The sequence below is a fragment of the Dietzia sp. DQ11-71 genome, from assembly GCF_014144995.1.
Lineage (GTDB): Bacteria > Actinomycetota > Actinomycetes > Mycobacteriales > Mycobacteriaceae > Dietzia > Dietzia kunjamensis.
This window is the reverse complement of record NZ_JAALDT010000496.1, coordinates 1-12180: the sequence shown is the minus strand read 5'-3', so window position 1 is coordinate 12180 and position 12180 is coordinate 1. Positions and strand designations below refer to the sequence as shown.

The following is a 12180-nucleotide window of genomic DNA, read 5'->3' as shown; positions in this document are numbered from 1 at the left end:
GGTTCTCGCGGAGGGGCCGCTGACGTTCGTCGGCCGCCACTATCGCCGCGGGAGACGCGAGGCCGCGTCCGGCCCTTCAAATTACCAGCCGGAAGTCGGCCCCCGTCGGCGCCGTCGGCCCCGCCGCCCCCGCGGTGGCGATCAGCCGAGCAGTTGTCGGCGCAGGGCCTCGTCCTTGCGCTCGACCATCGCCTCCAGCTCGGCCTGGAACGCCTCCATCCGCTCGCGCAGGGCGGGGTCGGAGGCGGCGAGGATCCGCACCGCGAGCAGACCCGCGTTCCGCGCCCCGCCGATCGACACGGTGGCCACCGGGACACCGGCGGGCATCTGCACGATCGACAGCAGGGAATCCATGCCGTCCAGGTGCTTGAGCGGCACGGGGACACCGATGACCGGCAGCGGCGTGGCCGAGGCGACCATCCCCGGGAGGTGCGCGGCGCCGCCCGCACCCGCGATCACCACGCGGACGCCCCGGCCGGCCGCCGAGTAGGCGTAGTCGAGCATCTTCTGCGGGGTGCGGTGTGCCGAGACCACCCCGACCTCGAAGGTGATCCCGAACTCGGCGAGTGCCTCCGCCGCTGCCTCCATGGTGGGCCAGTCGGAGTCGCTGCCCATGATCAGACCGACCTGCGGCCCGTCCTGTCGCTCGGTCATCCCGTCGCCTTTCCTCAGTGTGGTGCGCTCAGCGTTCCGGTGGTGCGCTCAGCGTTCGAAGTCCCCGGCCGGCGCCCCCGAGTGGGGGTCCCAGCCGTCGGCCCACTCCCCGTGGGAGAGCCAGTGGGCCGCGAGTTCCGCGACCGCGCGGACGGAGGCCACCTGTTCCGCGTCGTCCGGGTCGACACCCGGGTCGGCCAGGACGTTGACGTGGCCGATCTTGCGGCCGCGCCGCTCCGACTTGCCGTAGAGGTGCACCTTCGCGTGCGGGAACCGCGCGGCGAGGTGGTGGACGCGCTCGTCCATGCTCATCTCCGGCGTCTCGGGAGCGCCGAGGACGTTGGCCATCACGGTGAGGGGCGCGGTCGGGACGGTGGAGCCGAGCGGGTAGTCGAGTACCGCCCGCAGGTGCTGCTCGAACTGGCTGGTGGTGGCCCCGTCCATCGTCCAGTGGCCGGAGTTGTGGGGTCGCATCGCGAGCTCGTTGACCAGTACTCCCGGGCGACCGTCCGAGCCGATCACCTCGAACAGCTCCACGGCCATCACGCCGGTCACGTCGAGGTGCTCGGCCAATCGCAACGCGGTGGCCTGCACGGCCGAGCGCAGGTCGTCGGGCAGCCCGGGGGCGGGCGCGATCGCCACCGAGCAGATCCCGTCACGCTGGACGGTCTCGACGACCGGCCACACCGCCCCCTGCCCGAACGGGGACCGGGCCACCATCGCGGACAGCTCCCGGGTCCACGGGACGCGGGCCTCGGCCATCATCGGCACCCCGGCGGCGAGCTGCTCGTCGGCGATCCGCTCGGCTTCCTCCAGCGAGCCCGGCATCCAGACGCCCCGACCGTCGTACCCGCCCCGCGCGGCCTTGAGGACGATGTTCCCGTCCTGTTCGTCGTGGAAACGTCGGACGTCGGCGAGCGAGTCCACGCCGGTGAACGGCGGGACAGGGGCGCCGATCTCCGCGAGCGCGCGCCGCATGACCAACTTGTCCTGGGCGTGGATGAGCGCGGATGCACGGGGACGCACGGCGACCCCGGCGGATTCCAGCTCGAGCAGGATCTGCGGGGGCACGTGTTCGTGGTCGAAGGTCATCACGTCGGCGCCCTCCGCGGCGGCGCGGACGGCGTCGGGATCATCGTGCGCGCCGATCACCACATCCGGCGTGACCTGGGCGGCCGGGTCCTGGGGGTCGGCGGCGAGCACGCGGAGCGTCTGGCCGAGGGCGACGGCCGCCTGGTGGGTCATGCGGGCGAGTTGTCCCCCGCCGATCATCGCCACGACGGGCGTGCCGAGGGGATTGCGGCGGATGCGCGAGTCGTCGTTCACGTCGCCCATGGTCTCACGCGGGGCGAGGTCGTCACCGCCGCCCCGGGAGCCCCCAGCGGAACCGTGGCGCCGCGGCGACCGGAGCGGGCGGGGGCGGGGGTGGCAGTCGCATGAGCTCGTCGTAGACGGCGGCGTGGACGCGGGCGACCTCCGGGACGTGGTCGATCTCCACCGGCGGCAGGTGACCGAGCTCGAGGATCAGGCATCCCGTGCCCAGGGCGCGGTCGGTGAGGGTGTGGCGGAACCTGACGGCGCTGATCCTGCGCAGCGGCACGTCCACGCACCGCCGCGAGGACCCGGACGGCCGGTAGAGCACCCTCTCGTCGGTGACCACGAGGTCGGTCCGCGTCCACCGGGTCAGGGGCCAGAGTCCGAACCGGAGGACGACCAGGGCGTACAGCGCCGCGACCATGGCCCAGGTCGCCGTACGGTCCCCGGCGTGGACCACCTGTACCTCGATGAAGCCGCCGGCGATCCCCGCGAGACCGGCCCCGACCACCGTGACCAGGGCCGGGCGGACGAGGGCGAGCCAGTGTGGGTGGGTGTGGACGATGAGCGTCTCCCCCGGCGCGAGGACCGATCGGATGAAACCCACGGCTCAGCCGCCCCACCGACCGCCGGCGCCACGGACGTGGGTGACGTCGCCGGCGGCGACGGCGAACTCACCGTCGGGGTCGACGACGACGAGGCGGCCGTCGCGGTCGACCCTGTCCGCGCGCCCGGTCCTGATGACGCCCCCCGGCAGTTCGACCCTCACCTCGGTGCCGACGGTGGAGCAGGCCTCGGTGTAGGTCGCCATGAGCTGGTCGGAGACGGTCGATCCGCTCCCGCGCTCGCACTCGCGCCACTGGCGGTGGCGGTGGGCCAGCGCCTCGAGGACGGCGCGGGCCACACTGTCCCGGTCACCGGACCCGCCGGCCAGCGCCAGCGAGGTGGCGTGGGATACAGGCAGCTGCTCGCGGGTGAGTGAGACGTTGATGCCCACCCCCACCACGACGGCCGGCAGCCGGACGGGGAAGTCCCCGCCGCCCGGGACGGTCGTCATCTCGGCGAGGATGCCGGCGATCTTGCGCCCGTCCACCAGGACGTCGTTGGGCCACTTGAGCGTCGCGTCGACGCCACCGGCCTCCCGCAGCCCGTCCCTCACCGCGAGGCCGGTGACGAGGGGCAACCACCCGAAGAGGGTCGGCGAGATCGCCCCCGGGCGCAACAGGACGCTCACGGCGACCTGCGTGCGCGGCGGGGCGGTCCACACGCGACCGAGGCGACCGCGACCGGACGCCTGGTGCTCGGCCAGCAACACGCTGCGGTCCGGCGCACCCCCGGCCGCGCGGGAGATCAACTCGGCGTTCGTCGAACCGATGTCGTCGACGACGTCGAGAGACGAGTACGGCGCGTCCGGGCCCTCCACCAGAGCGCGACGGAGCGCGTCGGCGTCCAACCTGGGCGGGGTCTCGATACCTGGATCTGCGTGCACGACCCCCAGCGTATGTCGCCGCTCGGACATCGGTCGGGGTCGCCGCCGGGGGATGTACGCCGGGTCACGTCGCCACGGAGGCGGGTCACTGGTTAGAGTCTTGCAACATGACGACTGCCTCAGAACCGGACGTGAACTCGGCTCTGTCTAACGACGTACCGACGGCATCCGCGACCCCCGACATCCACACGACCGCCGGGAAGCTGTCCGAGCTGCGTCGGCGCCTCGACGAGGCCCGGGCCCCGATGGGGCAGGCTGCGGTGGACAAAACCCACGACAAGGGCCTGATGACGGCCCGCGAGCGCGTCGAGAACCTTCTCGACCCGGGCTCGTTCGTCGAGATCGACGCGCTGGCCCGCCACCGGGCCACGACGTTCGGTCTCGCCGAGCGCCGGCCGCTGGGCGACGGTGTCATCACCGGCTACGGCACTATCGACGGCCGGAGCGTCTGCGTCTTCTCGCAGGACGCCACCGTCTTCGGCGGGTCGCTGGGCGAGGTCTACGGCGAGAAGATCGTCAAGGTCATGGATCTGGCCCTCAAGACCGGCCGTCCGATGATCGGCATCAACCACGGCGCCGGCGCCCGGATCCAGGAGGGCGTCGTCTCGCTCGGCCTGTACGGCGAGATCTTCCACCGCAACGTGCTCTCCTCGGGTGTCATCCCGCAGGTCTCCCTGATCATGGGCCCGTCGGCCGGCGGCCACGTCTACTCCCCCGCCCTCACCGACTTCACCGTGATGGTCGACAAGACGTCGCAGATGTTCGTGACGGGCCCCGACGTCATCAAGACCGTTACCGGCGAGGAGGTCTCGCAGGAGGAACTCGGCGGCGCCACCACGCACATGACCAAGTCGGGCGTGTCCCACTACACCGCCAGTGACGAGCAGGACGCCCTGGACTTCGTCAAGGACCTGCTCTCCTACCTCCCGAGCAACAACCGTGCCGAGGCCCCGCGGTTCCCGTTCCCCATCGCCGAGGGTGCGATCGAGGACAACCTCACGCTCGAGGACCACGATCTCGACACGATCATCCCCGACTCCTCCAACAGCCCGTACGACATGCACGAGGTCATCTCGCACATCGTCGACGACGGCGAGTTCCTGGAGATCCAGGGCCAGTACGCGATGAACGTCATCGTCGGCTACGGCCGCATCGAGGGCCGCAGCGTGGGCGTGGTGGCCAACCAGCCCACCCAGTTCGCCGGCTGCCTGGACATCAAGGCCTCCGAGAAGGCCGCACGCTTCGTCCGCACCTGCGACGCGTTCAACATCCCCATCCTCACGCTGGTCGACGTCCCGGGCTTCCTGCCCGGGACCGGCCAGGAGTTCGACGGGATCATCCGCCGCGGCGCCAAGCTGCTCTACGCCTACGGCGAGGCCACCGTCGGCAAGGTCACCGTCATCACCCGCAAGGCCTACGGTGGCGCATACGACGTCATGGGGTCCAAGCACATGGGTGCCGACATCAACCTCGCGTGGCCGACCGCCGAGATCGCCGTCATGGGCGCCTCGGGAGCCGTCGGCTTCGTCTACCGCGACCAGCTCAAGCAGGCCGCGGCCAACGGCGAGGACGTCGACGCCCTCCGGCTCAAGCTCCAGGCCGAGTACGAGGACACCCTCGTCAACCCGTACGTCGCCGCCGAGCGTGGCTACGTCGACGCGGTCATCCCGCCCTCGCACACCCGTCTGCAGGTCGCCCAGGCACTGCGACTGCTCGACCGCAAGGTCGTCGAGGTGCCGGCCAAGAAGCACGGGAACATCCCGCTGTGACCGGCGAGCAGCAGCAGGACCCCGCCGGCCAGCCGGAGAAGCCGTTCTTCGAGATCGTGGGCGGCAACCCCACTCCCACGGAGGTGGGCATCCTGTCCGCGGTCTTCGCGACCGCGCAGGGGAACGCCGCGCACGCGAGCGACCACGACACCGGCGTCCGGGACGACTGGGGATCCTACGAGGACCGCCTGCGTCCGCCGTTCGGATACAGCCCTAGCTCGTTCCTCAACCGCCGCCAGTACTGAGCGCAGAGGACCGACCACACCACGAGCCGCCCCCGTCCCCGTCCCCCGCGTGTGCCGATGCACACTCCGGAGTACGGGCACGGGGGCGGCTGCGTCGGATCAGGGCCGTTGTGCCGGACAAGTAGGGTGGTGGGACCGCCGCCGGACCGGTCGGCGGGCAGTTCTCGAGGAGGATCGTCGATGTCCGAGGAAGCCACCTCCGACGGGCGGGAGGCCGGGGCGGCCGGCGGCTACACCCGCGACCCCGAGGACGAGGGTCGCGATCACGGCCGCCGCGCCGGCACCGACGAGGGCACCGCCACGCACCACACCGACGTCATCGGGAGGGCGGCGCCGTCCGCCACCCGCCCCGGGGCCACGGTCGTCCACCGGGACGAGACCGCCAAGATCGTCGCGTTCGAGTTCGACGAGGGCCAGGAGATGCCCGACCACGCCGCGTTCCACCCCATCCTGATCCAGCTGCTGCGGGGACGCGTGGAGTTCGGCCTGCCGGACCGCACACTCGAACTGCGTACCGGCGAGATCCTCCACCTCACCGCCAAGCTCCGTCACCGGGTCCGGGCACTCGAACCCACCACGCTGACCATCACGATGCTGCTGCCGCGGTCCTGACCCGGTGGCTACGCTGAGGCCCATGATCGCGCTCGTCCTCGCCTCCGCCTCCCCGTCCCGACTGCGGATCCTCGAGCAGGCGGGGGTGGACCCGCTCATCCGCCACCCTCAGGTCGACGAGGACGCCCTGCAGGCCGCCCTGCCGCCGGGGACCCCGCACGTGCGGGTCGTGGAGGAACTGGCCCGCGCCAAGGCGGAGGACGTCCTGCAGCGCGAGGGCGAGTCTCTCGCGACCGAGGCGAGGTCGGCCGGTGCCGACACACTCGTGGTGGTCGGGTGCGACTCGATGCTGTTGGTCGACGGCCACCTCGAGGGCAAACCCCACACCTACGAGCGCGCCATGGAGCGCTGGCGGAGGATGCGCGGGCGTCACGGGGTCCTGCTCACCGGCCACGCGCTGATCGTGGCCGATCTCACCGGCGACGACCCCCTCGCCGTCACCTTCTCCGAGACCGACACGTCCGACACGACCGTGCACTTCGGCGCACCTTCCGACGCCGACCTCGACGTGTACCTGCGCACGGGGGAGCCGCTCGAGTGCGCGGGCGCGTTCACGATCGAGTCACTCGGCGGCTGGTTCATCGACCGGATCGAGGGCGACCCGTCGAGCGTGATCGGGCTCAGCCTGCCTCTGCTGAGACGACTCCTCGAGGGTGCCGGAATCAACGCCCACCGCGTCTGGCGACCCGAGCTCCGGACGTGAATCCACCCGGGTTTCCCCACCCGGGGACGTGACGGCCACAACAACCTCGCAGGTCAGGCCGCCCGACGCCTCGCGGGCCCGCCCCCGCGGGCCAGCCCTTGGACCCCCAACACCACACATGAGGGGGGCCTCTCATTAGACTGCGGAAGAACTCGGTGGGCCCCACGGCCGATCGACAGTAGAGACGTTTACCTCCAGGAGGCCCTGAGTGCCCAGTCATGCCAGCTCTCACATCACCAAGGTCCTCGTCGCCAACCGCGGCGAGATCGCCGTCCGTGTGATCCGTGCGGCGAAGGACGCCGGCCTGGCCAGCGTGGCCGTATACGCCGAGCCCGACGCCGACGCACTGTTCGTCAAGCTGGCCGACGAGGCCTTCGCTCTCGGAGGAACCACCTCCGCGGAGTCGTACCTGGTATTCGACAAGATCCTCGACGCCGCCGCCAAGTCCGGCGCCGACGCCATCCACCCCGGCTACGGCTTCCTCTCCGAGAACGCCGACTTCGCGCAGGCCGTCATCGACGCCGGCCTGATCTGGATCGGCCCCCCGCCGCAGGCCATCCGGGACCTCGGCGACAAGGTCACCGCCCGCCACATCGCCGAGCGGGCCAACGCCCCGATGGCCGCCGGTACCAAGGACCCCGTCGCGGGAGCCGACGAGGTCGTGAAGTTCGCCGAGCAGTACGGCCTGCCCATCGCGATCAAGGCCGCCTTCGGTGGTGGCGGTCGCGGCATGAAGGTCGCCCACAGGATGGAGGAGGTCGCCGAGCTCTTCGAGTCGGCCACCCGTGAGGCCGTCGCCGCGTTCGGCCGCGGCGAGTGCTTCGTCGAGCAGTACCTCGACAAGGCCCGCCACGTCGAGGCCCAGGTCCTCGCCGACCAGCACGGCAACGTCATCGTCGCCGGCACCCGCGACTGCACCCTGCAGCGCCGCTTCCAGAAGCTCGTCGAGGAGGCCCCCGCGCCGTTCCTCACCGATGACCAGCGCAAGCGGATCCACGACTCCGCCAAGGCCATCTGCAAGGAGGCCGGCTACTACGGCGCCGGCACCGTCGAGTACATGGTCCAGGGCGACACGATCTCCTTCCTCGAGGTCAACACCCGCCTCCAGGTGGAGCACCCGGTCACCGAGGAGACCGCGGGCATCGACCTCGTCCTGCAGCAGTTCAAGATCGCCGAGGGCGAGGTGCTCGAGTTCACCGAGGACCCCGCCCCGCGTGGCCACGCCTTCGAGTTCCGCATCAACGGCGAGGACGCGGGTCGCGGCTTCCTGCCCGCCCCCGGCACCATCACCGGTTACCACGAGCCCACCGGCCCCGGAGTGCGCATGGACTCGGGCGTCGAGCAGGGTGACACCATCGGCGGCCAGTTCGACTCCATGCTCGCCAAGCTGATCGTGTGGGGCGAGGACCGCGACCAGGCGCTCGCCCGCTCGGCCCGCGCCCTGGCCGAGTACAAGGTCGAGGGCATGGCCACGGTCCTGCCGTTCCACCAGCACATCGTCACCAACCCGGCGTATGTCGGCGACGGCAAGAGCTTCGACATCTACACCAAGTGGATCGAGGAGGAGTGGGACAACCCGATCGAGCCGTGGTCGCCCACCGGTGCGCCGGCCGACGACGACGAGCCCGTCGAGCGCAAGAAGGTCGTCGTCGAGGTGGACGGACGTCGCGTCGAGGTCTCCCTGCCCGGTGACCTGGCCTTCGGCGGCTCCCATGCCGGCGGCACGGTCCGCCGCAAGGCCAAGTCCCGCACCCGTGGTGGCGCCGCCGGTGCGGCTGCGTCCGGGGACGCCGTGTCGGCCCCGATGCAGGGCACCGTCGTGAAGGTCGCCGTCGAGGAGGGCCAGGAGGTCTCCGCCGGCGACCTGGTGGCCGTGCTCGAGGCCATGAAGATGGAGAACCCGGTCACCGCGCACAAGGACGGCGTCATCACCGACCTCGCCGTCGATGCCGGCGCCGCCGTGACCCAGGGAACGGTCCTCTGCGAGATCAAGTGACCTCGTGACGTGGTTGGCGTTCTCGCGCCCACCACGTGCCGAATTCCCGGCGCATCTGCGTCGAACTCGAATCCGCCCCTCGGATCTCGATCTCCGCCCCGGCCCCCGGGAGCGAGTCGAGATCCGAGGGGCGGATTCGTCGTCAGGCAGTCCGGACGCGGCCGAGACACCCGACCGGCCTGCGCGGACGCGGCCGAGACACCCGGCCAGGCCACCCGGCCGGCCTGCGCGGACGCGGCCGGGTCAGCTGGCCCGTACGGTGCCGGGTCAGCCGGTCGAGCTGTCGACCACGGGCTGGGCGCTGGCGGGATCGAAGGTCGCGTCCGCGAGGAACTCCCGGACCTCGGGCACACGCCGGAGGAATCCGTCCGCCTCGTCGTCGGACTCCGCCACCTGGCTCGCCTCCTCGGCGGCGACCCGCCGCTCGAACAGCTCCACCTCCCTGGCGATGCGGTCGTCGTCCCAGCCGAGAACGCCCGCCATCAACTCGGCGACCTCGCGGGCGCAGTCGACGCCACCGTGCTGGTACTCCATGGAGATCCGGGTGCGGCGCACGAGGACGTCCTCGAGGTGCAGGGCGGCCTCCGCAAGGGCGGCGTGCACGATCTCCACGCGCAGGTAGCGCTCGGCTCCACGGACGGGATCGAGGAGGTCGGGCCGGTCGGCGGCGAGCTCGAGGACGTATTCGGCGAGCGTCCCGTACCGCCCGAGCAGGTGCTGCATCTGGTCGTCGCGGATCTCGTACTGGTCGGCGATCCGGTCGGCGCGGTTGACCATCCCGGGGTAGCCGTCGGCGCCCAGCAGCGGGATCCGGTCGGTCGTCGACGGCGGCACCTCGGCGGCCCGCTCCCCCAGTTCCGCCACGGCGGCGTCCACCGCGTCGGCGGCCATCACGCGGTAGGTCGTGTACTTGCCGCCCGCCACGACCACCGCGCCGGGGGCCACGGTCATCACGGCGTGTTCGCGGGAGAGCTTGGCGGTGGAGTCGGCGCCGCCGGAGAGCAGCGGGCGCAGGCCGGCGTACACGCCGCGGACGTCCTCGCGCCGGATCGGGGTGGTGAGCACCGAGTTGACGTGGCCGAGGATGTAGTCGATGTCCGCGCCGGTGGCCGCCGGGTGGGCCAGGTCGAGCTGCCAGTCGGTGTCGGTGGTGCCGATGATCCAGTACTCGCCCCACGGGATGACGAACAGCACGGACTTCTCGGTGCGCAGGATGAGCGCGGCCTCGGAGTCCACCTTGTCGCGGTCCACCACGATGTGCACGCCCTTGGACGCCCGCACGGTGAAGCCGCCCTCCTCGCCGAGCATCTTCTGCAGCTGGTCGGTCCACACGCCGGCGGCGTTGAGCACGGCCCCGGCCCGGACGTCGGTCTCGCGACCGGTCTCGGCGTCACGCACCCGCACACCGGTGACCCGGTCGCCGTCCCGCAGGTAGCCGATCACCTGGGTGGAGTTGGCCACGACCGCCCCGTGGTGAGCGGCGGTGCGCGCCAGGGTGAGGGTGTGGCGGGCGTCGTCGACGAGGGTGTCCCAGTACCGGATGCCGCCCACGACGGCGTCCTCGCGCAGTCCCGGGGCCACCCGGCGCGCTCCCGCGCGGCTGTAGTGCTTCTGCGGCGGGACGCTCTTGGAGCCGCCCATCACGTCGTAGAGCACGAATCCCGCGGCCATGTAGGGGCGTTCCCAGAACCGACGGGTGAGCGGGAAGAGGAACTTCAGCGGCGTGACCAGGTGCGGGGCCAGGCGCGTCATGCTGAGTTCGCGCTCGTGGAGGGCTTCGGCCACCAGGCCGAAATCGAGCTGCTCGAGGTAGCGCAACCCGCCGTGGAACATCTTCGAACTGCGGGAGGACGTGCCGGCGGCGAAGTCGCGGGCCTCGACGAGCGCCACGTTCAGCCCCCTGGTGGCCGCGTCGAGCGCGCTGCCGGTGCCCACCACACCGCCGCCCACGATCACGATGTCGAAGGTGTCCTCCGACAGTCTGCGCCAGGCCTCGGCGCGGCGGTCGGGGCCGAGGACGGATCGGGACCTGGTCGTGGGCATGGGCGCTCCCTCCGGGGCCGTGCGCGGGTTCCGGCCCGTTGCCGACGACTCTACGCGCGAGGCGGACGTGTCCACGCGAACGCGGACGTAGTCTTGGCCGTGTGACTCGCAGCTCCTACATCCTCGCGATCGACCAGGGCACCACCTCGACACGGGCGATCCTCTTCGACGACCGGGGCATGCCGGTGCCCGCGGCGACGGCGCAGGTCGAGCACCGGCAGATCCTGCCGAGGGCGGGCTGGGTCGAGCACGACCCGCTGGAGATCTGGCAGAACGTCCGCGCCGCCATGGCCCAGGTCGCGAGCAGCGTGGACCTCGAACCGGCGGCGGTGACCGCCATCGGCATCACCAACCAGCGCGAGACGGTGGTGGTGTGGGACCGGGAGACCGGCGATCCGGTCTACAACGCGATCGTGTGGCAGGACACCCGAACCTCCGGCATCTGCGCACGACTGTCCGAGGCCCACCCGGACGGCGACGACCGGTTCCGCGCCGCCACCGGCCTGCCCCTGTCGACATACTTCGCCGGCCCCAAGATCCGGTGGATCCTCGAGTATCTGGACGAGCGGGGCGAACGCGGGACCGAGCGGGCCGAGGCCGGGGAACTGCTGGCGGGGACCATCGACTCGTGGTTGGTGTGGAACCTCACGGGTGGGCGCCGGGGTGGCGACGACGGCGAGGCGGCCCTCCACGTCACGGATGTCACCAACGCGTCGCGGACCCTGCTCATGGATCTGCGGTCCCTGGAGTGGGGTGACGAGCTGTGCCGTGAGGTCGGCGTCCCCCGGGCGATGCTGCCGCGGATCGTCCCCTCCTCCGGCGTGCTGGGCCACGTGACGACACGGCGGATGTTCGGCGGTACGCCCATCGCCGGGATCCTCGGCGACCAGCAGGCCGCGATGTTCGGGCAGACCTGCTTCGAGCCGGGCGAGGCCAAGAACACCTACGGCACGGGCGCGTTCCTGCTGCTCAACACGGGCACGACGCCGCAGTTCAGCGAGAACGGTCTGCTCACCACCGTCTGCTACCAGCTGGGGGACGCCGATCCCGTGTACGCCCTCGAGGGGTCCGTGGCCGTGGCGGGATCACTGGTGCAGTGGCTGCGCGACAACCTCGGGGTGATCTCCACCGCCGACGAGACCGAGGACCTCGCGAGATCATTAGAGGACAACGGCGACTGCTACCTGGTGCCGGCGTTCTCCGGGCTGCTCGCCCCGCGCTGGCGGCCGGACGCCCGCGGCGTGATGGTGGGCCTGACCCGCTTCCACACCCGGGCGCACCTGGCGCGGGCCGCGCTCGAGGCCACGGCCTTCCAGAGCCGCGAGATGGCCGCGGCGATGGTCGCCGACGCCGGG

The 12180-nt window shown here is 71.5% G+C and carries 11 protein-coding genes; 6 read left to right on the top strand and 5 right to left on the bottom strand.

Features of this window, described 5'->3' with window-relative positions; translation table 11 throughout:
- Positions 1-141: 141 nt before the first annotated feature.
- Genes purE through G6023_RS15250 form a run of 4 tightly spaced genes read right to left on the bottom strand, consistent with a single transcriptional unit; the run spans position 142 to position 3487 of the window.
- Positions 142-654 carry a 5-(carboxyamino)imidazole ribonucleotide mutase gene (gene purE / locus G6023_RS15265; RefSeq protein ID WP_182636328.1) on the bottom strand — a complete coding sequence of 171 codons (513 nt, stop codon included), beginning with the start codon at positions 652-654 and terminating at the stop codon, positions 142-144.
- Between the two features lie 48 nt (positions 655-702).
- Positions 703-1989, bottom strand: a complete 1287-nt coding sequence (locus G6023_RS15260) for a 5-(carboxyamino)imidazole ribonucleotide synthase (protein ID WP_182636326.1) — start codon at positions 1987-1989, stop codon at positions 703-705.
- Positions 1990-2011: 22 nt separating this feature from the next.
- On the bottom strand, positions 2012-2575 hold the full coding sequence (locus tag G6023_RS15255) for a PH domain-containing protein (protein WP_182636324.1): 564 nt from the start codon (positions 2573-2575) through the stop codon (positions 2012-2014).
- 3 nt (positions 2576-2578) lie between these two features.
- On the bottom strand, positions 2579-3487 hold the full coding sequence (locus tag G6023_RS15250) for a biotin--[acetyl-CoA-carboxylase] ligase (protein WP_182636323.1): 909 nt from the start codon (positions 3485-3487) through the stop codon (positions 2579-2581).
- 77 nt (positions 3488-3564) lie between these two features.
- Between G6023_RS15250 and G6023_RS15245 the strand changes: the two genes are divergently transcribed.
- From G6023_RS15245 to G6023_RS15225, 5 genes are all read left to right on the top strand, one after another.
- Positions 3565-5226, top strand: a complete 1662-nt coding sequence (locus tag G6023_RS15245; protein WP_069389748.1) for an acyl-CoA carboxylase subunit beta — start codon at positions 3565-3567, stop codon at positions 5224-5226.
- Complete coding sequence (locus G6023_RS15240; RefSeq protein ID WP_182636321.1) at positions 5223-5471, top strand: acyl-CoA carboxylase subunit epsilon; 249 nt, start codon at positions 5223-5225, stop codon at positions 5469-5471. The genes G6023_RS15245 and G6023_RS15240 overlap by 4 nt, the downstream gene beginning before the upstream one ends.
- 180 nt (positions 5472-5651) lie before the next feature.
- On the top strand, positions 5652-6083 hold the full coding sequence (locus tag G6023_RS15235; RefSeq protein WP_182636319.1) for a cupin domain-containing protein: 432 nt from the start codon (positions 5652-5654) through the stop codon (positions 6081-6083).
- A gap of 22 nt (positions 6084-6105) precedes the next feature.
- Positions 6106-6786, top strand: a complete 681-nt coding sequence (locus G6023_RS15230) for a Maf family protein (RefSeq protein ID WP_182636317.1) — start codon at positions 6106-6108, stop codon at positions 6784-6786.
- Between the two features lie 208 nt (positions 6787-6994).
- The gene (locus G6023_RS15225; protein ID WP_119191961.1) at positions 6995-8782 is read left to right on the top strand and encodes an acetyl/propionyl/methylcrotonyl-CoA carboxylase subunit alpha; all 1788 of its coding nucleotides are present in this window, start codon (positions 6995-6997) and stop codon (positions 8780-8782) included.
- A 267-nt stretch (positions 8783-9049) separates the two neighbouring features.
- Here the strand turns inward: G6023_RS15225 and G6023_RS15220 are convergent, their stop codons facing one another.
- The gene (locus G6023_RS15220; protein WP_182636315.1) at positions 9050-10825 is read right to left on the bottom strand and encodes a glycerol-3-phosphate dehydrogenase/oxidase; all 1776 of its coding nucleotides are present in this window, start codon (positions 10823-10825) and stop codon (positions 9050-9052) included.
- A gap of 101 nt (positions 10826-10926) precedes the next feature.
- On the opposite strand from G6023_RS15220, the gene G6023_RS15215 reads away from it, so the two are divergent.
- A partial coding sequence (locus tag G6023_RS15215) for an FGGY family carbohydrate kinase (RefSeq protein ID WP_182636313.1) occupies positions 10927-12180 on the top strand: 1254 nt, incomplete at its 3' end.